The sequence below is a fragment of the Paenibacillus sp. J22R56 genome, assembly GCF_056269375.1.
The window spans coordinates 443,733-465,563 of the sequence record NZ_JBWDNV010000005.1 but is presented as its reverse complement, the minus strand read 5'-3'; the positions used below and the strand labels follow the sequence as shown (position 1 = coordinate 465,563).

The 21,831-nt window shown below is 47.1% G+C and carries 16 protein-coding genes; 15 read left to right on the top strand and 1 reads right to left on the bottom strand.

Annotated features, from left to right (window positions below; translation table 11 throughout):
• Positions 1 to 36 precede the first annotated feature (36 nt).
• From AC0YNT_RS14890 to AC0YNT_RS14820, 15 genes are all read left to right on the top strand, one after another.
• A complete protein-coding gene (locus tag AC0YNT_RS14890) occupies positions 37 to 984 on the top strand; it encodes a carbohydrate ABC transporter permease (protein WP_475805300.1) in 948 nt (315 codons plus the stop codon).
• The gene (locus tag AC0YNT_RS14885; protein ID WP_441896351.1) at positions 984 to 1,814 is read left to right on the top strand and encodes a carbohydrate ABC transporter permease; all 831 of its coding nucleotides are present in this window, start codon (positions 984 to 986) and stop codon (positions 1,812 to 1,814) included. The genes AC0YNT_RS14890 and AC0YNT_RS14885 overlap by 1 nt, the downstream gene beginning before the upstream one ends.
• A 51-nt stretch (positions 1,815 to 1,865) precedes the next feature.
• Positions 1,866 to 3,710, top strand: coding sequence for a glycoside hydrolase family 127 protein (locus AC0YNT_RS14880; protein WP_475805299.1), 1,845 nt, complete (start codon positions 1,866 to 1,868; stop codon positions 3,708 to 3,710).
• Positions 3,711 to 3,950: 240 nt separating this feature from the next.
• Positions 3,951 to 4,622, top strand: coding sequence for a tetratricopeptide repeat protein (locus AC0YNT_RS14875; RefSeq protein WP_475805298.1), 672 nt, complete (start codon positions 3,951 to 3,953; stop codon positions 4,620 to 4,622).
• 106 nt (positions 4,623 to 4,728) lie between these two features.
• Entirely contained in the window at positions 4,729 to 6,477 is a 1,749-nt protein-coding gene (locus AC0YNT_RS14870) for a sensor histidine kinase (RefSeq protein ID WP_475805297.1), read from the top strand.
• A 135-nt stretch (positions 6,478 to 6,612) separates the two neighbouring features.
• A complete protein-coding gene (locus AC0YNT_RS14865) occupies positions 6,613 to 8,196 on the top strand; it encodes an SWIM zinc finger family protein (protein WP_475805296.1) in 1,584 nt (527 codons plus the stop codon).
• Positions 8,193 to 11,084 (top strand): DEAD/DEAH box helicase, encoded by a 2,892-nt coding sequence (locus AC0YNT_RS14860; RefSeq protein WP_475805295.1) that lies wholly within the window; start codon positions 8,193 to 8,195, stop codon positions 11,082 to 11,084. The genes AC0YNT_RS14865 and AC0YNT_RS14860 overlap by 4 nt, the downstream gene beginning before the upstream one ends.
• Positions 11,085 to 11,093: 9 nt before the next feature.
• Entirely contained in the window at positions 11,094 to 11,267 is a 174-nt protein-coding gene (locus AC0YNT_RS14855; protein ID WP_475805294.1) for a hypothetical protein, read from the top strand.
• 193 nt (positions 11,268 to 11,460) lie between these two features.
• On the top strand, positions 11,461 to 12,843 hold the full coding sequence (locus AC0YNT_RS14850) for an extracellular solute-binding protein (RefSeq protein WP_475805293.1): 1,383 nt from the start codon (positions 11,461 to 11,463) through the stop codon (positions 12,841 to 12,843).
• A gap of 264 nt (positions 12,844 to 13,107) precedes the next feature.
• Positions 13,108 to 13,989, top strand: coding sequence for a carbohydrate ABC transporter permease (locus tag AC0YNT_RS14845; RefSeq protein ID WP_475805292.1), 882 nt, complete (start codon positions 13,108 to 13,110; stop codon positions 13,987 to 13,989).
• Positions 13,989 to 14,846, top strand: coding sequence for a carbohydrate ABC transporter permease (locus tag AC0YNT_RS14840; protein ID WP_475805291.1), 858 nt, complete (start codon positions 13,989 to 13,991; stop codon positions 14,844 to 14,846). Before AC0YNT_RS14845 ends, AC0YNT_RS14840 begins: the two co-directional genes overlap by 1 nt.
• Positions 14,847 to 14,869: 23 nt before the next feature.
• A complete protein-coding gene (locus AC0YNT_RS14835) occupies positions 14,870 to 16,687 on the top strand; it encodes a cache domain-containing sensor histidine kinase (protein WP_475805290.1) in 1,818 nt (605 codons plus the stop codon).
• On the top strand, positions 16,684 to 18,318 hold the full coding sequence (locus AC0YNT_RS14830) for a response regulator transcription factor (protein WP_475805289.1): 1,635 nt from the start codon (positions 16,684 to 16,686) through the stop codon (positions 18,316 to 18,318). Before AC0YNT_RS14835 ends, AC0YNT_RS14830 begins: the two co-directional genes overlap by 4 nt.
• Positions 18,319 to 18,340: 22 nt before the next feature.
• Positions 18,341 to 19,948 carry a glycoside hydrolase family 3 protein gene (locus AC0YNT_RS14825; RefSeq protein ID WP_475805288.1) on the top strand — a complete coding sequence of 536 codons (1,608 nt, stop codon included), beginning with the start codon at positions 18,341 to 18,343 and terminating at the stop codon, positions 19,946 to 19,948.
• A 221-nt stretch (positions 19,949 to 20,169) separates the two neighbouring features.
• Entirely contained in the window at positions 20,170 to 21,147 is a 978-nt protein-coding gene (locus AC0YNT_RS14820) for an aldo/keto reductase (protein ID WP_475805287.1), read from the top strand.
• Positions 21,148 to 21,366: 219 nt separating this feature from the next.
• On the opposite strand, the gene AC0YNT_RS14815 is transcribed toward AC0YNT_RS14820, so the two are convergent.
• Positions 21,367 to 21,798 carry an NUDIX hydrolase gene (locus tag AC0YNT_RS14815; protein ID WP_475805286.1) on the bottom strand — a complete coding sequence of 144 codons (432 nt, stop codon included), beginning with the start codon at positions 21,796 to 21,798 and terminating at the stop codon, positions 21,367 to 21,369.
• Positions 21,799 to 21,831 lie beyond the last annotated feature (33 nt).

Below are 21,831 nucleotides of genomic sequence, written 5' to 3'. Positions count from 1 at the left end.
AACGTTGTCCTCTTTCATAGACAGGAGGGATACGGCATGGAAATGACGGCAAAAGATGTGAAGCCAGCGGGGACAAGAGCCAGGCATAAATTCTCCAAAAGAGAGAAGAAGGCGTTGTTCTATGGACTGCTCTTTACAGCGCCGGCGATAATCGGCTTTATCATTTTTACATTAGGTCCGATGATCGCCAGTTTATATTTAAGCTTAACGGATTACAACGTATTCAAGGATACAACTCACTTTATCGGTCTAGACAATTATACAAAGCTGTTTAGCGGTGAAGATGATCTGTTCTACAAGTCGCTTGGTACCACCTTCTATTTTGTTATTTTGCGCGTACCAGCGGTCATCATCATCTCGTTCTTCCTGGCCATTTTGTTAAATATGAACCTAAAGGGTCGTTCGCTTTTCCGGACGATTATCTACCTGCCAAGTATTGTTCCGGCGGTTGCCTCTTCGATGATCTGGCTGTGGCTGATGAACCCTGATCTAGGCTTGCTTAATACCGTTCTGGAATGGCTGCACCTGCCGACAAGCTCGTGGTTATTCGGAGAGGGCAGTGTTATCCCATCCGTCGTGCTTACGACATTATGGGGAATTGGGGGGACGGTTATTATCTTCCTCGCCGGCTTGTCTGGTGTACCGAAGTCCTATTATGAAGCGATTGATGTAGACGGCGGCGGCTGGTACAGCAAGCTGCGTCATATTACGATTCCAATGCTGACGCCAACGATCTTCTTCAATACGATTATGACGATTATCGGCTCCTTCCAGGTGTTCAGTGAAGCTTATATTCTGACCCAAGGTGGACCTAATAACAAAAGCTTGTTCTTTGTCTTCTACCTGTGGAGAACGGCCTTCCGTGATACGGAAATGGGCTATGCATCCGCACTTGCTTGGGTGTTGTTCATTATCATTATGATCTTTACAGTGTTTATCTTCAAAACCTCGAAATCCTGGGTGCATTATGAGGGGGAACGGTAATGAGAGAATCCAGGCTAAAGCTTACTGCGGGATTTACTACCCTGCTGATTATTTCCGTGATGTTTATCGTGCCGTTTGTGTGGCTGCTGCGCAGCTCGGTGATGGATCTGTCTCAAATTTTCATCATGCCGCCGCAGTGGATTCCGAAGCCTTTTCACTTTGAAAACTTCAAGGAAGCCATGACGGTCGTGCCGTTTGGCGCTTTCTTCAAAAATACGCTTATTATCGTAGCCGGTGTACTGATCGGCACAGTCGTCTCCAGTACCATTGCTGCATTTGGTTTCTCCCGTATTAAGTGGAAGGGCCGCGATATGGTGTTTGCTATTCTGATGTCTGCAATGATGCTGCCAGGAGCGGTAACACTCATTCCAAGTTTTCTCGGCTGGAAGGAGCTTGGCTTCTACGATACGTTCTATCCGCTTATCCTTCCTTCTTATTTTGGCGGCGGTATCTTTAATATCTTCCTGCTGCGTCAATTCTACATGTCGATTCCTCAGGACTTTGATGAGGCGGCGGTTGTGGACGGAGCGACTTATTTCCAAATCTATTGGCGGATTCTGCTTCCGCTCAGCCGCTCGGCCGTTATTGTTGTTGCTCTCTTTACATTCCTTGGTTCATGGAATGACTTTATGGGACCGCTTATTTATCTGAAGAGTGACAGCCATTTTACCCTTGCGCTTGGTCTGCAGATGTTCCAAGGCAGCTATAATGCACAGTGGGATTTATTGATGGCAGCCTCAACCGCTGTTGTACTGCCATGCGTATTAGTCTTTTTAGTCGGACAACGATTCTTCCTTGAAGGAATTACGCTGACGGGGCTGAAAGGGTAAGAAGCGAGAATTACGCCATCTGTGTGAGCATTCTTTTTAGGAGGCATGGCAATGACCATTATGAAGCAGTCGAATGTTATAAAAGGGTGGCAAGGCGTCCCTTTTTCCAATGTATCCATCAGTGACGCATTCTGGCGTCCGCGGCTTGAGACAATTAAGAACGTAACGATTGGTGTCTGTCTGGACCAATGCGAGAAGACGAATCGGATCGCGAATTTTGCGCTGGCAGGCGGGCTGATCGAAGGCAAATATGAAGGCATGTACTACAATGATTCCGATGTGTACAAAGTACTAGAAGGTGCGGCTTACTCCCTTATGACGGATCGTGATCCAAAGCTCGAAGCGGAGATTGATCGGATTATCGGACTGATCGAAGCAGCACAAGAAAGCGATGGGTATTTGTCTACGTACTATACGGTCGAAGCGCCTGATCTCAAATGGACGGACATGGAAAAGCATGAAATGTACAATGGCGGTCATCTGATTGAAGCGGCGGTTGCCTATTATCAAGCGACGGGCAAGCGTACATTACTGGATGTGGCGTGTCGAATGGCGGATCATTATGATTCGTTGTTTGGACCAGGCAAACGCCACTGGGCAGAAGGACATGAGGAGATTGAGCTTGCGCTCGTGAAGCTGTACGGAGCGACGGGAGAGGAGCGCTACTGGAAGCTGGCGCTCTGGCTTCTGGAGGAGCGCGGACATGGACATGGGGTTGGTGCCATCTGGGATAAGGCAGATTGGGGACCGGCGTACTGCCAGGACGATGTTCCGGTACGGGATATCCGTGAAGTGAAAGGGCATGCCGTCCGGGCTATGTATCTGTACACGGCAATGGCGGATGTTGTAATCGCTTCGGGGAATCCCGAGTATCTCGAAGCGCTTGATCGGGTGTGGGCGCATACGGTCGAACGGAATATGTACGTGACAGGTGGCATTGGGCCGTCTGTGCATAACGAAGGCTTCACCCATGATTATGATCTGCCGAATGAATCGGCGTATTGTGAGACCTGTGCAGCGATAGCTATGGCCTTTTGGAACCACCGGATGAATCTGCTGCATGGCGATGGGAAATACGCGGATGTGGTGGAACGTGAACTGTTTAATGGGGCATTGTCGGGTATCTCGCTGTCTGGCGATCGTTTCTTCTATGTGAATCCGCTGGCATCGAAGGGCGAGCATCATCGGGTGGAATGGTTCCATACATCATGCTGTCCAACGAATCTAGTTCGGTTCCTGCCGGCGGTTGGCCAATATACGTATGCGGCAACAGCAGACGGTATTGCGGTTAACCAATATTTGAGCAGCGAAACGACTATTGAAGTGGAAAATGCGGGTAAAGTATTGATTGCCCAGTCTACAGCGTATCCATGGAATGGCTGCATATCAGTAAGCATATCGCCGGAGCAGGTCAGTGAATTTACGGTACGGCTCCGCCTGCCGGGATGGTGCAGGAGCTATCAAGTATTCGCACAAGGTGAGCGTGTTCAAGGTGCGGAGGCGCTGGCGGAGAAGGGTTATCTTATTCTCAAGCGGCACTGGGCACCAGGTGATACGATTGAACTAGAGATGGATACTCCAGTTGAAGTGGTCCGTTCACGGCCGGAAGTGGAGGAGAATCGCGGCCGAATCGCATTCCAGCGGGGACCTGTTGTGTACTGCCTCGAGCAGTCCAGCAATACCGGACTAAGCTATGATGATTTCGCGGTGAACGCGCATGAGCCATTTGTTACGGAACATCGTGAAGAATTGTTAGGTGGTGTAACGGTTCTGCGAGGAAAGACGGCAGAAGGAGCGTTCTGCGAGCTTACTCCGTATTATGCATGGGACAATCGTGAAGCTGGATTTATGCAGATCTGGCTGAGCGAAGCAGAGGATCGGAATTTGTATCGATAGAGGATTATAACGGGAAGAGTTGTCTAAGCGGCTGCACATGAGCCGCATAGACAACTCTTTTTTATTGTGATTATTTTCGTTTCCATGATCAATCCGAGATAGGCGGAATATGCTGTTAATAGGCAGTATGCAGTTCTGTTTCCTTGAAGTAGCGGTGAAATCTATTTCTCAAGATGATAGGGTTATGTTAAGATTAATACATATTAAACCAAATGAGTTGGGTTAAATCAGGGGGCTGCAATGGGGAAAATATTTTTATTATTTGTTTTTTTTACGTGGTTGTTTGGTAACCCAATAATTGCAATTTTGGTATTGTTATTTATTGTATACGTTATTGACCGGAGATTTATTGGGTTAACGCCTAGTCTGCTAAAGCCAATTCGCCGCTCCTCTAGGTTAAAGAAGCTGAAGCGTCATATTGCGCAGTCTCCTAACGATACATCTTCCAAAGTGGAGATTGCCAGAATTTTAATCGAAAAGAAAAAATACAACGAAGCAGTAAGCCTGCTTTCACCACTCGAGCGTATGCTTGATGATTCTGCTGAATACTGGGATGATCTTGGTCTTTGCCTCATGCAGACCGGTAAGCCGGAAGAAGGCGAAGCAGCTATGAGTAAAGCACTCTTGCTTAACCCTAGAGTCAAATATGGAGCTCCTTATTTAAGATTGGCCGCCTATTACTCAAACCAAGATGCGGAGAGAGCTCTTTCTTATATCGAAGCATTCCAGGAAATCCATTCCTCTTCCTGCGAAGCTTATTACCGACTCGCGGCTATTTATGAGCAGATGAACCGGAAAGAAGATGCAAAACAAGCGGTTCGGGATGGGCTTCGAATCTACCGTTCTTTGCCAAGATATAAGAAGCGGGTGGAACGCAAATGGGCTATACGTTTGCGTATACGGCGAACCTAAGGTTGATGGAAACAATTTCAAGGTTCTTTTACCTCAAGCCTTATTGTTGTTTCGATGAAAATCATCCATAATCGAAGTACATTACAAGAGCTTAAAGGAGCATCATATGCCGCGCAATACTTGGCTCATGGCAATTAGCTTGAGCGTTATTATCGTTTTACTTAGCAATGTTGCTTATTATTTTCTAACCAAAAAAACGTTGGAAGATGCGCTAAACCATGAGATGCGAGCTGTTGCAAAGCAAATTGAATTTTCGGTTGAGCAATCCCGGCTTGGTTCTGAGAAATTTCAGGAGCAGATTGGGCGGGAGCTGCGAATTGTTGCCATTGCAGCGCAATATGCGCTGGACCCAGATGTAGAGAAGGTAACGAATGAACAGTTAAAGGAATTAAGCGCTAAGCTTGGCGTCAGCCATATCACACTCATGAAACGGACAGAAGACAACATAATATTGTACAAGTCATCTGACGAGAACGAGCTTGGCAAAGGAACAAAAACCTGGGATCCCTGGTACGTTGCCTTTAATCAACTGTTTGATGACAAGCAAGTGAAGATCGATTGGCTTGGGCAGACGCTTCCGAACTTCTGGAGTGGACCGTTTGAGGTAGCTTCGACAGACCCCGATCATATATACAAATGGGGCTATTATCACGACGGAACAACCAACTATATTATCGATCCATACGTCAACTATACGACTCTTGCGGATTATGAGAAATTAACGGGTACAAATCAATTAATTGATAAGTCGATTAAGAACAGCGATTCCTTGCTGGAAGCTACCGTATTTAATCCGTCTACGTTTGGTGAAGGCTCGTTTGATACGGTGAATGAAGATGGTGAAGTACTGGAGCATTTACTGCAAAAGGATATCTTTTATGGATCCTATCTTTATGAAGCGGACAACGATGTTCAGAACGTAAAGAAAGCTTATAAATCAGGAAAGATTATTTCGGCTAAAGAGATTATCAACGGCAAGCATGTGCTCAAAATGTTTATTCCTGTGCTGACAGCTGATACTGGAGCGAGCATTGTTGATGAGAACGGTGAACCGATTCATGGGTATGTGCTTTCATTAGTCTCCGACTATCAGGTTATTCAGGAAAGACTTGATTCCCAGTTCTTGAACATTGCTATTGTTATTTTCCTTATTACGGGAATAAGTATTCTGATTGCGACCTTCGCTATGCGTTATTTCCATCAGTCTCGTGAAAAGATGGTACAAGTGACGCAGCAGACCTATGTGGATGAGATCAACAGCATGTTCCAATCAATCCGGGCACAACGGCATGACTTTCTAAATCATGTTCAGACGATCCATTCACTCGCAGAGCTTAACAAATCGAAGGAGCTTGTCGCGTATACGAAGGAATTAACGGGTGAAATCCGGTTGATGAACGATATTATCAATATTGGGAATCCGGCTATTGCGGCCTTAATCCGTTCTAAGATTTCGCAGGCAGAGAGCTATCGGATCGCCTTCAGCTGTTCCTTCAGTGGACTTAACCGTCTGGAGATGGGGCTGAAGACGCTGGATGTGAACCGTATGCTTGGCAACTTGATTGATAATGCTTTTGATGAGGTAATGAAATATGCGGAGGATCGACGAGAGGTCGAGCTGTCCGGACGACAAATGGACGGATTCATTGAGTTTTGTATCAGCAACACCTGCATGAACGCACATGAAGTGAAAGACAAGCCCTTGTTTGAAGCAGGCTTCACCACAAAAAATAATGCTCATCAAGGGCTTGGCTTATTTACAGTCAAGTCGATTACGGAGCATTATAAAGGCACGATCCAAGTTAATGTGGAAGCAGAGAACCGTATTACTTTCTATATTCGTATCCCGCACTAATGAATACCTTCATAATCAGCAGTCCATTGGCTCAGGTTGAGAGTCAATTGGGCTGCTTTTGTCTTTTCAGAGGGGGCATTTTTTGTGGTATACTAATAAGATGCTAGGTGAACGGAAGAAGGCGGGTGAAATAGCTTGGCAAGTCTTGATGATAAGCTTCATACAACGCTTGAACACAGTCTAGGTCAGCATTTGCACGAAGATATCATTCGCCGCGGATGGGATTATTATCGAAGCGGCCAGGTGCTGAATGTCAAACAAGCGGATGAAGATACCTTATACGGTGCCGTACAAGGCTCAGATGTTTATTCGGTTTTGCTTGACTCAGACCAATTTCGATACAGTAAATGTACGTGTCCCTTTAATGATTATTGCAAACATATGGCGGCCGTTTATTTCGCCTATTGTCATAATCTGGACGGTGAATCTGCGGCACAAGCAGCTTATGACCGTATTCGAGGTGTAGACCAGAAACCGCAGCGGACATCGGTCACTGTGAGCGTTCCGAAATTCAGCGGCAGGCATGAGCAGCCATCCGATGATGCTTCTCCATGGGATTGGGGACATTGGATGGAGGAGGAATATGGCGAGACGTGGCGCAGCTGCCGCCATTCCCTCCACTCGCTGCAGCCTGTGCTGTCGGCCTTGAAGGGAACGACCAAGCATTGGGACAAACGAAGCCAAAGGCTTCATTGGATGAGTGTCATCTTATTTGTTCTCGATCAGGCGGAGCAGGCTATCAAGACGGTCGATACTTTCAGCCGTTATTATCATGAAATGTCGTTTCTACGCATGGCGGAGCCATGGGTGGAGCATTATTATACGCTTGTACTCGAGATGCAGCCGTCAGAAGTCATCGGACTTGACCGCAGATGGATTAACTATGTGGCGGACTATGCGAAGAAGAGAGCAATGAAAAACGAGCAGCAGCTGTTTGATTGGACCTATATTTATTTGGCGATCTGCGAACGGATGGCAGAGGATACCGAGTGGTATGAGCAAGAGCTTGCTTCGATGACTCGGGAAGAGCATAGGGAAGATCCTGTTGATCTGACGTTCGTGCATACGGCTGCAGCGATGTTATGCTTCTTTGGCAGAGATGACGAAGCGGCACTATCGCATTTTGGCAAGACCGATTTCGCGCGTTCACAGAAGGTCATCTATCCTTGCGTTGCACAGCGTCTTGAAGAAGGCGACTGGAAGGTAATCGGCGAGTGGATGGGCTTCCTATATGAGAATATTTCCAAAGTGAAAAATGCACGGACGATTGGTCCGTTTATGACTTTATGCAGAAGAGCAGATACCGATCAGCCGGATGAACCACGCTGGACCCGGTATATGGTGGAGCTTCTGCCACATTCCTATTCCGATTTGTCGGATCATTGGCTTGCTGTGAAGAAATATGAGGAATGGGCCGACCTTCAGCTGCTCATCGGAATGAGACCAGATGATCTTGGTATTCAGAATGTGCGGGAAGTTGCGAAAGTGGCTCCTAGCGTGATGATTCCGCTTTATCATCAGTCGATTGATGAGTGGATCAATTCGCGTAATAGACAGGGATACCGCATGGCCGTGAAAGAATTGAAGAAGCTCGAGAAGCTGTACAAAGCGGGCAAAGGTGCGGAAAAATGGGACCGTTACCTTGCTGGTATCGTGAGCAAGAATCAACGGCTTCGAGCGTTTCAGGAAGAGCTCTGGAAAGGAAAAATCGTAACATGAAATCATTCATCGGCGCTCGAACGTTAGTGGTGGACGGATATTGGAAGCAAGGCGACACAGCAGAAGAAAGTGCGATCATATTGGCTGCGGCTGAACGGTCCGAGAATTCGGCTCGGCTCAAACCGGTGCTCTTCGCATGGCATCAAGCATCCTGGTATGGTGCTGAGGTCGAAGATATTGAGATTGAGGGCGGCAAAGCACTTAAGCTTTCTCCACTTATTGCCATTGATTATTTATCCTCTCCTCAGCACGTACGTCTCCTTCAAGTGGAATGGACAACGAGGCTGCAAGGCTTGATGCAAATGGCCGGTCTGCTGCGTCAGGTGCTGCTTCACGGATGGTTTCAGCCAGACTGGGGACGCTGGTCGGAGTATCGAAGGGCTTGGCGAATGGAAGTTCCAGCCGAGGAGAAAGATTTTCTCGCGGCTTGGGAGCAGCAGACAAGAGATGCTGGGGTAGTTGGCGTAGAGCAATGGTTAAGTGAGGCAGTCGAAGAAATTCTGGCCCAAAATGATCATGCTGCCAGCGCTTGGCGCAAAATAGCTGCGGCAGCAGGCGGTGAATCCGTGCTGCTTCACAAAGCGGCCGATGAAGAGGATTGGCTGATTGCTCTTGGGCTGCATAAAGATACAATGCCGTTTAAGGTTGCTCTTCAGCTTGCAGAGCCTGTAGAAGGGGCGAGCTGGCAGCTGCGTCCGGCTTTGCAGGATCGGAATGGCGGACCGTGGATTTCTGTGGTACAGGTGAATGGGCAATGGCAGGCCATGTTCGATCAGGACGGCCTGCTGCCTGAGGATTGGATGCCGCATCTGGAGACTAGGCTTGCGAAAGAGCAGGGGAAATGGCTTGCTGCCCTGCCGGTCTGGAGAGATGAGGCGAACCCGGAGAAGTTTCGTGTTCAACTGGGAGATAATGATGCCTGGTACTTCATGGAGAAAGCAAGTTTACAGCTGCTCGAGGCAGGCTGTCCGGTCCTTCTGCCAAGCTGGTGGGAAGCCGTACGTTCACGCCGCTTGAGGCTGAAGGCGAAGATGAAGTCCTCGGTTGGCTCCGATACGCAGCCGATGTTTGGTCTTGATCAGATCGTCCAATTCGATTGGAAAATGGCTTTGGGCAATATCGATTTGACCGAATCAGAGTTTATGCGACTAGCCGAAGAAAACCGCAGATTGATGAATATCGGCGGGGAATGGGTGCATCTTGATCCGCAGGATGTCGCACAAATTAGGGATTGGATGACAAAGGTCGGCAAACGCAAAGGCATGTCCTTCCGAGATGTGATGGAGATGCATTTGATGGGCGGCTCCGCCTTGGAAGAGGGAGAAGATGCTTCGGAAGGCCTTAGAGCTGAAGTTGAGCTGAATGATCATTTGATGAGATGGCTCGAACAGCTGCAGCACACGGCTGAAATTCCGCTTGTTGATATTCCGGAGAGCTTTCTTGGATCACTTCGCCCTTATCAGCATCAAGGGGTATCCTGGATGTTATTCCTTCGCCGGTTTGGTCTTGGCGGCGTGTTAGCTGATGATATGGGTCTTGGTAAGACCATTCAATTTATGGCCTATCTGTCGTATGTGAAAGAGCATGGCGATAAAAGCTTTGGTCCTTCTCTTCTCATTTGCCCGACCTCAGTAATCGGCAACTGGGAGAAGGAGCTTGAGAAGTTTGCACCAACCTTGAAGGCTTACCTGCATTATGGTCCAAAGAGGGAGAAAGGCGAGGCATTAAGAGAAGCGATTGCAGACGCGGATCTGGTCATTACCTCATACTCCCTTGCTCAAATAGATGAAGAAGAGCTGAATCAGATTGATTGGGACGCTTTATGTCTGGATGAAGCTCAGAATATAAAGAATGTATACACGAAGCAGTCAACGGCTATCCGTGCTCTGCCCGCGCATCATCGTCTTGCGCTTACGGGTACACCGATGGAAAATCGGCTGACTGAGCTATGGTCGATCTATGATTTTATAAATCCAGGTTATCTTGGAAGTATGGGTGAATTCCGCAAAGCGATTGTTCTTCCAATTGAACGTAATCGTGATGAGGAAGTAATCAGTGGTTTGCAGCGTTGGGTGAAGCCGTTTATGCTTCGCAGGGTGAAGAAGGATCCAGCTATCCAGCTGTCATTGCCAGACAAGAATGAATCAAAAACGTATTTGACGTTAACAACAGAGCAAGGCGCCATCTATGAGAATATTGTCGCCGACCTGCTGGAGAAGCTGGATAAGCTTGGTCCAATGCAGCGCCGCGGACTAATCCTGGCATCACTAACAAGGCTGAAGCAGCTTTGTGATCATCCCGCTATGCTTAACGAGGAAAGTGATCAGCAGTGGGACGACACTCGTTCGAATAAAGTGGCTAGATTGCTGGAAATGGTTGAAGAGATCGCTTCTGAAGGAGAACGCTGCCTGATCTTTACCCAGTTTGTTGATATGGGGAAGCAGCTGAAGAAGCTGCTTGAAGAACGGCTTGAGCTGCCTGTCCCTTATTTACATGGCGGTGTACCAAAAGCGAAGCGGGATGAGATGATCGAGAAGTTCCAGAATCCTGAGGAGCCTTGTTGTGCATTTGTACTTTCGCTTAAGGCTGGCGGTACAGGTCTTAATCTGACTGCCGCCAACCATGTGTTCCATTTCGACCGCTGGTGGAATCCCGCAGTTGAGAATCAAGCAACGGACAGGGCATTCCGGATTGGCCAGACGAGGAAAGTACAGGTTCATAAATTTATTACGTTAGGCACGCTTGAAGAGAAGATCGACGAGATGATTGATCGCAAGCAGCAGCTGAACGAGCAGGTTGTTGGTCAGTCGGAGCAGTGGATCACCGAAATGTCTACGGATGAATTGAAAGAACTATTCGCGCTTCGTAAAAACTGGTTAAAGGGATGAGGGGGATAAATGTCTGAGGGCAAGGATAAATGGGCTAAAGCAATGAGCGAACGGCATACCGGTCTCCCTAAGCCGGATGAAGAAGGCTTTAATCAACAAGTGTCAGGTTCTGAGCAAGGAAATGAAGAATGGAAAGCTTTCTATGAGGCAATTAAAGCTCATGTTATCGATATGCGTAAGTAATATGTGACCTATCATTACACAGTCTGTCGGAAAAAGTAACCCGAGAGGCTGTGTTTTTTTATCCCTATTTCGAAAAATAATAGAATTGTATCCCTCATCGGGCTTATTTTCGACCTCCCTGGCCCTTACGCAGCGAACTTATAATAAGGGTGCAAGGCAAACAAGCAACATTATATCGAGGAGGTCTTCTTAAATGAAAAAAAGTACTTTACTCATCGCCACATTGCTTGCATCATTCACCATGGTCGCTTCAGCTTGCGGATCAAACAATAATAATGGTGGTAATAACACTCCTGCAAGCTCAGAAGCTTCGCAAGAGCCGGCAGCTACAACAGAAGCAACACCAAGTCCGGAAGCAAAAGATGTGACCTTATCTCTGCGCCACACGCAAATTAAAGAGACGAGCAAAAACCGCCTTAAAATTCTCGAAGATGTTGTGAAGAAAACACAGGATGAAAACCCTGGCCTTACATTCAAGCTGGAAGGGATCGACGAAGTTGTTAACCGCGACCAAAAGCTGAAAGCGGAAATGACAGCAGGCAACCCGCCTGATATCTTCGAAGTATTCGGCGGTGCTGACCTGAACTTGTATGTAAAAGCAGGTCGCATGCTTGACCTGACACCAATCATTGAAGAGCTTGGTATTAAAGACAAATTCGCCAGCCTTGACGAGTTCACGGTTGACGGTAAAGTATACGGCTTGCCATTTGGCGGCTACTCGGAAGGTATTTTCTACAACAAGAAAATCTTTGCTGACCTTGGATTGTCTGTCCCTACAACTTGGGATCAACTGGTCGAAGTTGCTGACAAGATCAAAGCAGCAAAAATTACACCACTTGGTCTTGCAGCAAAAGACGGCTGGGTAAATGGTATGCTCTGGAACACAGTGATGGAGCGTAACGTAGGTATCGACGGGTTCAACAAGCTCGTGACAGGCGAAGCAAAATGGACGGATGAAAACTTCATCAAAGGCTTCACGAACTACGCGGATCTCGTAAACAAAGACTACTTCACAAAAGGTGCACTTGGTCTTGCTTATGCGGATCAAGGCGCACAACTGCTCTCTGGTAAAGCAGCAATGGTATTCACAGGTTCATGGGATGCTAACCGCTTCACAGGCGAAGAAGCAGGCGATCTGAAAGGCCAAATCGGCTACTTCAACTTCCCATCAATCGCAGGCGGCGCAGGCGACCAAACGTCGATCAATGCATCGTACTCGAACGGCTTCGGCTTCTCGGCTAACCTGAACGAAGATCAAGTTGCAATGGTTAAGAAATTTATCGCTAACTTCTACAGTGAAGAAATTCAAAAACGTACGCTTCTTGAAGACAAAGTTCTTCCTTCCATGAAATTGTCTGACCTGTCCGGCGTAGATCCGCTGATCTCTGAAGTGCTGACGGTTATGGCTAACGCTTCTACTTCCTGGAAAGCTTATGATGCTATCGTTCAACCTGCTGTAGGCGCTGTTGTTAACGTAGGTTTGCAGGAGCTGATCGGTAAGGTGAGTAAGCCTGATAAAGTAGCTAAGGATATTCAAGCCGCACAAGACAAGGCTAACGCTGCTACTGCAAAGTAAGACCGCTGCGCGAAAGAATCATTCTTCCGATCGCCATTGTCACCGAATTTCTTCATTACAATCCGCTTAAGCGGATGAAATTCGGATGACAAAAGCGAACGTTTCACTTCTCCAGAATGATTCTTCTGCTCCGCTCAAGCGCGAAGCGAAAAGATCAACATCAAAACAAAACAACTTTACAGGCAAGGGAAATAGGAAAAGGAAAAAGCTAAGGTTTTTCACGAACCTTAGCTTTTTTAAAGGAAGGAAGCAGGAGGCGAAGTTATGAACAAGGCTCTCAGAAATCCGTTTACTTATATCGCGTTCATTATTCCAACGCTTGTACTATACGCTTTGTTTTTTGTTTATCCGGTTATCGTATCGTTCGTTTATGGGTTCTACCAATGGGACGGCATTACAGATAAGGTGTTCATCGGCCTGGATAACTTCACAAGGCTGTGGAAAGATGAAGTTTTCTTGAAATCGCTTGCAAACAATTTCTACTTTATGGCATTCTCCTTAGTCGTGAATATTCCGCTCGTCTTCCTTATCTCGATCTTGATCAGTAAGGTTGGTCGTATGCGTGACTTCTACAAGTCGGCTGTGTTTGTGCCGGTCGTGATCTCGACCGCAACGGTCGCTATATTGTTTGGTGTGTTGTACAACTATGATTCGGGCCTCATCAACCAGTTTATCCGTTTGATAGCACCTGATAGCTGGGCGCGTGAATGGCTGTCGGATCCGAAGCTTGCAATGCTGTCGATTCTGATCGCTAACGCATGGCAGAACATTGGATTCTTTATTGTCTTGTGCCTTGCTGCCATCTTGAACATCCCTAAGGAAATTGTAGAAGCTTCGAAGATTGATGGTGTAAACGGCTGGACGGAAACCTGGAGTATTACCCTTCCACTTATCAGGCCGGTACTGTTCGTCATGCTGCTCCTTAGTGTATCCGGTACGATGAAGGTGCTTGATATCGTTCAGATTATGACCAATGGCGGACCGTTCCAATCGACCGAGGTTATGTCCACGTATATGCTGAAGGTTGGATTCCGTTCGATGGAGCTTGGTTATGGCAGTGCGATTGGCGTGACGATGTTTATTCTGATTCTCGTGCTGACGGGCATCCTGCAAAAACTGACGAAGCATGAGGAGGTGCAGTACTAATGAATGCAGCATTAACTGGACTGCGCAGAGGGAAGTTCTGGATTCACTTTTCGCTCATTGTTTATATCGTTGCTACCTTATTCCCGCTTGTGTGGCTGCTCATGTCTTCCTTCAAGACGAGTCGTGAAATTACGGTGAATACGTGGGCTTTCCCGAAGCATTTCAACTTCGATAACTACAGGCAGGCTTGGGATACTGCGAAAATCGGCCTTTATGCTTGGAACAGCTTCTATGTCACGATCATTGCCTGTCTGGTTACATTGCTGTTTGCAGCGATGACATCATTCGCTTTATCGCGTATGAAATATTCCCGAATGAACAAAGCCGTGTACCAGTTTATTTTGTTCGGATTGCTTGTTCCGCCGGGCGCCTTGTTCATTCCGCTGTACCGTTTGATCCAGCAATTGAGTGTTGGCGGCATCCATTTATACAATTCGCATTTCGGCCTTATTTTGGTATACTGCACATATGCATTGCCCATTACGGTATTTATTATTTATGCCTTTATGCTCTCGATACCAAATGAGCTTGAAGAAGCGGGAATTATGGACGGGCTGTCCGCCGGTGGATTGTTCGTAAAAGTCGTTCTTCCGGTCTCGTTACCTGCACTTGTGACCGTTACGATTCTTAACTTTATTGGAAACTGGAATGAATATATATTATCTCAATTATTTATTACATCCGAATCGCTTCGCACACTGCCTACAGGCATGGCGAGCTTTAATGATGGCTATCGCACGAACTTTGCCGCTTTGTCGGCTGCCGTTATTATGAGCATTATCCCTGTGCTGGTCGTGTACTTCTTCTTGCAGAAGCAAATTATTGAAGGCATGACGGCAGGAAGCGTGAAGGGCTAAGACGATCGGAAGGGGCCCGCTAGATGAACTTGAGACCGAAATTGATGCTTGCTTTTATTCTTCTGGTCGTATTTCCGATGATCGGATTAGGCATTGTGTCTTTTCTTAATACGGAATCCGTGCTGGAGAAGAAATACAGCGAGCAGACTGAAATATCGCTCAAGGCTGTCGGTGGGAATATTAAATACTTTTTCAAAGAGCTTGACCAGCTCTCAGACGGTAATTTAACGAGCTCCGAGGTGCAGGATACGCTGAATTACAGCAAATATTATTCGAGCGATGATGCCAGCACCTTAATTGCGATTAACCAATCGGAAAAGGAAATGAAGCGGATCTTGTTCCAGCATCCTGCAGTCAGCTATGTTGTGCTGTATGCGATGGATGGGACGATGTTCCGCACCTTCCGCAATGATCCAACGACGTTTCGCCCGATTGCCTTTGAAGCATTAAAGGTCCAGCCTCTATATAATGAAACGATTCAATTAGGCGGACGTCCAAAATGGATCGGCCCATATGAGCATCAAGAGCTGACAGGGGTCGAACCACCTCTATTTACCCAACTAAGGTTAGTAAAAGATTATGAGACACTGGATGATTTGGGTCTGATGATCACGCAGTATAAGACAGAAGAAGTGTATTCCATGCTGAATACCTTCTTGAATCCGAAGGCTGAAGGCCAAACCTCCCGTTATGTGATTGTGAATACAGAAGGGCTTGTTATGCTCGACAGCGGCAAGCATTTCGAAGGAACCAATATTGCGGATTACTCCAGCGAGCTGCCGCAGAAGACAGTGGATTATTCAAGCTCCAGGCTGCGATTTGATGGGGAAGACAGTCTTGTTTCTTCCTATAATCTTGGCTTTAACGGCTGGGTTCTGGTATCGGTCAAATCATGGGATTCCTTAACGAATGAGAATGAACGTTTTGTACAGTGGATAGGTATGATCACAATCTTCTGTATTTTATCAGCAATTCTATTTAACATCTTCTTCGTGAACCGGGTCGCTAAAAGCATTATTAAAGTCGTTCGCAAAATGCGGCTTGTTGAGCAAGGTCTGCTTGATATTCGCGTGAATGCGCAGGGTAAGGATGAGACGGTGCTTCTCGCCAACAGCTTCAACAGTATGGTGGAGAGGATTGGTGAACTCCTGACCGAAGTGCGTACAGAGCAGGAACGAAAGCAGCATGCCGAGATGATGCTCATGCAGGCACAAATTAAGCCACATTTCTTATTTAACACCTTAGAGTCGATTAATGCGCTTGCCGCTCAGAATGAGGGCGGAAAGATCATGATGATGGTGCGGCGGTTAAGCAACTTGCTTCGCACGAGCATGCACCATACGGAAGAGATTTTCATCGGGCAGGAGATTGAGCATGTCCGAAGTTACTTAGAGATTCAGAAATATCGATTTGAGGACTTATTTACTTATGAATTGAATGTATCGGAAGAAGCGTTTGATTTTTCGATCCTGAAGCTGACGCTTCAGCCGTTAGTTGAGAATAGCATTCAGCATGGCTTTGAAGGACTTGAGGATGGGAATGGCGTTATTAAGATCGAGGTAATCGTCGAAGCCTATCAGATTGTCATTATGGTTAGTGATAACGGACATGGCATGAACGAGCAGACGCTTAAGAAGTTCGCCGAAAGAGAGCAGCAGCCAAGTGGTAAGCGGAGTAATGCCGCAGAGCTTGGGGAAAGACGGGGACTAGGGCTCCGCAATGTAGCGGATCGCCTACGTATTCATTATGGTCCATCTTACGGATTAAGGATTTGCAGCGCAGAGGGGTATGGCACAGTGATCCGCTGCACCATTCCGAAAAACAGAGGTGAACGATTATGAATGGCAAAGTATTGCTCGTAGATGATGAGCCGCATATCACCCGTAATTTGGAGAAGGTTATTCCATGGGAAATGCTTGGCTTAACCGTTGGTGGGACAGCGAAAAACGGGATGGAAGCTCTAGAGCTTCTGGAGTCCGAATCTTTTGATTTGGTACTATGTGATATTCGGATGCCTGTTATGGATGGACTTGAGCTAGTGCGGCATATAAGGGAAAAAGGGACAGAAAGCGACATTATTATGCTGTCCGGTTATCAGGATTTTGCTTATACACGGGCTGCAATTCAATATGGGGTAAAGGATTATGTCTTAAAGCCTATTCCTTATGATGAATTAACAGGAGTTATTGCCCGGGTAATGGCGAATCAACGTCAGAAACGGAAGCAGCAAAGCGAGGAGCAGCAGAAGATCGGCCGGATGATTGACCTTGCTAGCGAGAAGATCCTTTATGATATTTTGATGGATTATACGGAAGTAACAAGCGGGAACTGGCTGTTTAGCGGGGAAGAGCAGGAACTGGATAAGAGATATGTACTAATTGTGCTTGATCTTGACGTAAGCTCGGAGCGGACGAAAGATTGGCGGGAATGGTCGGATAAAGAGCGAAAGCTATGGAATTTTGCGGTATGTAATGTACTCCGTGAGAAGCTTCAGCAGAACGGCCTGCATCATGCGGTCATTCAAATTCGGGACGGTGAGTGGTGCGTACTGATTGAATGCGAGCAGGCGTTGCCTTATGATTTGAAGCAAATTACAGGTTGGACAGAGCTTCTGCTTAGTGCGGTGAAAAATCACGTCAAGTTGTCTTTGTACGCAGGCATTTATCGCGAATATGCTGAAGTGACGTCCCTTTCCCAAGCGTATAAGCTGGTACAACAGGGGATGCAGCTAACGCCAGTTCAAGAGTATATCGCTGTCTATCCAGATGAACGGATTGGTTCTTCGCGGGAAGATCAAGCCTTCTGGGATACGTCCGAGAAGCTGATTGGTGCAGTAAAGCGCGGCGATACGACTGTCGTTGATGATGAGCTGAAGCGGCTGACGACTCAATTGCAGCGGATGAATGAGACCTCGCTTGGACGCTTCAAGCCAATGCTGCATTTCTTCGTGCTAAACCTGATGCGCGAGACGAAGGAAATGGGGATTTTCTCTCGGGATCAGGAAGATTTGCTCTGGCTGAAGCTTGACAGGCGGTTTGGTATTAAGGATCTTCTGTCCGTTATCTTGCAGGTGACGAAGGCGGTTGCCGAGAAATCGACGGATAAAAAGAAACAGTCTGAACGCTCCATGTCGGAGGCTAAAGCCTTCCTTAGCCGGAATTTGTATCGTGATTTGAGCGTAGAGGAAGCAGCAACTCATGTGGGCTTAAGTACCTCCTACTTCAGCTTGTTGTTCAAACAGACCTATAACGAGACGTTTATTGAATATGTCACCCGCGAACGGATGGAGAAGGCGAAATCGCTGCTGGCCGATACGATGAAAAGCATCGCGCAAATCGCTAAGGAAGTTGGTTATGCAGAGCGGCGGTATTTTACGAAAGTATTTATGAAATATACAGGGGAAAATCCGACGGATTACCGGAATAAGCGTCAGCAGAATCCGGTTGGCCTGGAGGAGCAGGAAGCAGAATAGCGCTGAAAGAAGGGGACGGGGAATGGGAGAGTTGTCTTGGAACAGCTGGACGCTGCGGGAGAAGGTTGGTCAGCTGTTTGTGTTTGGGTTTCATGGGTATGAACCAACTGAGGAGATTACTTCTTTAATTGAAACATACGGCATTGGAGGAACCATCTATTTTGGACGTAATGTTCAGAATGCAAGGCAGGTTCATCAATTGTCCGGCTCACTGAAGGATATTGCCAGCCGTGCAGGCAGACCTAATGTGCTTGTTGCCATTGACCAGGAGGGCGGCATGGTTGCTCGTATTGTAGATGGCGTGACGTTGATGCCTGGTAATATGGCTCTTGGTGCAACAGGTTCGGCAGAAGGTGCGGGTGAAACTGCTCGTGTATGCGGTGAAGAGCTCCGTTTGCTTGGCGTCACGATGAACTATGCGCCATGCCTTGATGTAAATAATAATCCGGATAATCCCGTTATTAATGTTCGTTCTTATGGAGATCGTCCGCAGCTGGTTGGAGAGCTGGGTAAAGCGGCGTTGCTTGGTTATCAGGCATCCAAAGTAGCTGCAACCGTTAAGCATTTCCCGGGCCACGGGGATACCTCGGTTGACTCGCATCATGCTTTGCCGGTATTGCCTCATAGTCGTGAACGGTTAGATGCCATTGAACTGGCACCATTCCGTGCTGCGATTGAAGCGGGAACTGCCGCTATTATGACCGCACATGTATGCTTGCCTGCACTTGATCCATCGGGTAAACCGTCGACGTTGTCGCAGCCGGTATTAACGGGTTTGCTTCGTGAAGAGCTGGGCTACACAGGGGTTATCGTGACGGACTGTCTCGAAATGGATGCCATCGATCAGTATTATGGTCCTGAGAAAGGTGCGGTGCTTGCACTTCAAGCAGGGGCGGATATGGTGCTTGTCTGTCATACGTATGAAAAACAGGTCGCAGCGCTTGAAGCTGTTGTTGCAGCAGTTGAAAACGGAGAGCTGACAGAGGCTCGTATCGATGAATCATTAACCCGGGTTATGCAGCTAAAGCAGGACTATGAAGTAGATGCAGCGCTGGGTTCGTGGGAAGAAGTAGAGTCTGCCATTGGGACTGCTGCGAATAAAGCTGTTGCTCAGCAGTGGAGCGAAGCCTCTGCGACGCTTGTGAAGAACGAAGGTGCTCTGTTGCCGCTTCGCCGTGAGGGCCGTACTTTGGTGTTATGGCCGGATATTAAGCCAGTTTCGGTTGCGGATGAGATGTTATCTGGTGACGGAACATTGGGTGATTATTTGGCAATACGGCTTGATCAGGTAGAAGAGCGCTCTATGAATGGAACTGATCCACTGGCTGATCTGGAATCGTTCGAGCAGATTGTAGTCGTCACATATGATGCGACAAAACATCCAATCGAAGCGGATATTGCTCGTCAAGTTATTGCCAAAGCTGGTGACCGTACGGTTGCAGTTTCGGTCCGTAACCCGCTTGATTTGAACGTGTATCCTAATGCACAGGCTTATCTGGCCGTGTATGAATGCCGTCCGCTGGCGCTTGAATCAGCTGCTAAAGTGTTAACGGGAGAGCTTAAGCCAACAGGATGTTTACCGCTGGAGCTATCCGCGCAATATCCGTTTGGCTGGAACGTAACGTTATAATACGAAATGCCTCTGATGGTAAGGACTGACCATTCAGAGGCGTTTTTTTATAGGCGTTTTATGTCCGGTAAAAGGAGACTGTAATGTCGCATTCTCATAGTATCATGGAGGGAACTAAGTGAATATTTTTTCCCTTCTTATTTTAAGCCAAAGCTCTAAGGTATAATGAACTGCAACTTATGTGTACCAATTGCTGCAAATTTATCTCAGGGGTGATATTCGTGGAATACCGGGTATTAGGACGTTCAGGTTTGCGGGTAAGTGAAGTCAGCTTAGGCTGCTGGGCAATAGGTGGTCCGTCATGGCGGGATGGGGATCCAGTAGGCTGGTCGGGTAATGATGATAACGAGTCTCTTGCAGGTTTGCGCCGAGCTCATGAGCTGGGCATTAATCACTTAGATACGGCAGATGTGTATGGTGACGGTCACTCTGAGAGAGTAATCGGTCAATTTCTGAAGGATGTTCCGCGTGATTCTGTGGTCGTTGCTTCGAAAGTAGGCTGGTTCAGAGGGACAGCACCTAATGCAATGCAGCCCGTACATATCCGTCATCAATTGGAGCAGACACTGACGAATTTAGGTACAGATCACGTAGATCTTTTTTATTTTCATAATACGAATTTTGGACCAAATGACCTCTATCTGGAAGAAGCAGCTGATACGATGCGCGAGCTTCAGAAAGAAGGCAAGGTTCGGGTGATTGGCCAGTCGGCTTACAGCTATGCAGATTTTATGCGGGTATGCCCGGTAACACGGCCGGATGTTCTGCAGTTCCATTATAATGCCTTCGGCAATGAATTCGATAAGCCGGGAACACAGCTGTTCCAATGGGCAGAACAAGAAAATTTAGGTGTGGTACTGTTTGGCCCGCTTGCGCAAGGATTGCTGCTGGATAAATTCGATCCGGAGAATCCTCCTCAATTTGGTGAGGGAGATATTCGCTCGACGAATCAATCGTATTCCAAAGAGCGCTTGCTCGAAATTCGGAGACAGCTTCAGCCGTTGAAGGAGCACTTTGGCCACGAAACACAGGATTTAGTACGAGCGGCTATTCAATATGCGTTGGCACAATCCCCTAATGCATGTGTTATTCCTGGGTTTAAAAATATCCGTCAAGTGGAGTCAAACGCCAGTGCTGCTGGCAGTCCGCTGACCGAACAAGAAGTCGAACTAATCAAACAATCGATTCGAAACGGTTAATTGTTATAAATAGCACCGAAGAGAGGGGTGTCCCATAAGTCATGTAGATGACGATGGGCACCCTTTTCGTGTTCGGGTTCAATAGCAACCTACGCATTTTAATGTTCTTCCTATCGCTTTTGCTCAGGGATTCCTTTGAATCAACGAGGTAAGGTTGGAATCCGCTCGAGTAAACCCCTTGAGTCGACCCCTTTATTCGGGGGCTTTATGTGTTATCTGTTATTCCAACCATTGCCGTGATATCGTTGTATGAAAGAGTGACTCCCGTTGAGGATTTAGTGCATCTAGAATGCGATTATAGGTGAAGTCTTTCATCGGTCTTGGCAGATCATTGAGGGCATAGTAGCCGAGTTCTAATATTTCATCTGAGCTTGGCTTTGGCTGCTGACTATCTCTAATCGTTGCGAGAAATACAAAATGATGCATGTCATACTCTGAATCGTAGTAAACGCCGGTTAATGCTCCAATATCAACTTGTACGGCAATTTCCTCCAGCACTTCTCTCGCTGCGGTTCCTTCAGCAGATTCATTAGACTCCGATTTTCCGCCGGGTAAATCCCAGTTGTTTCTGCCATAGCTGTGCTTAACGAGCAGTACTTTGCCTTCCTCATTTACAATAACGGCTGCCGCGCCTATCAATTTGTTCGACAAGATAATGCCTCCTTAAATGGCGTTTCCAATTGG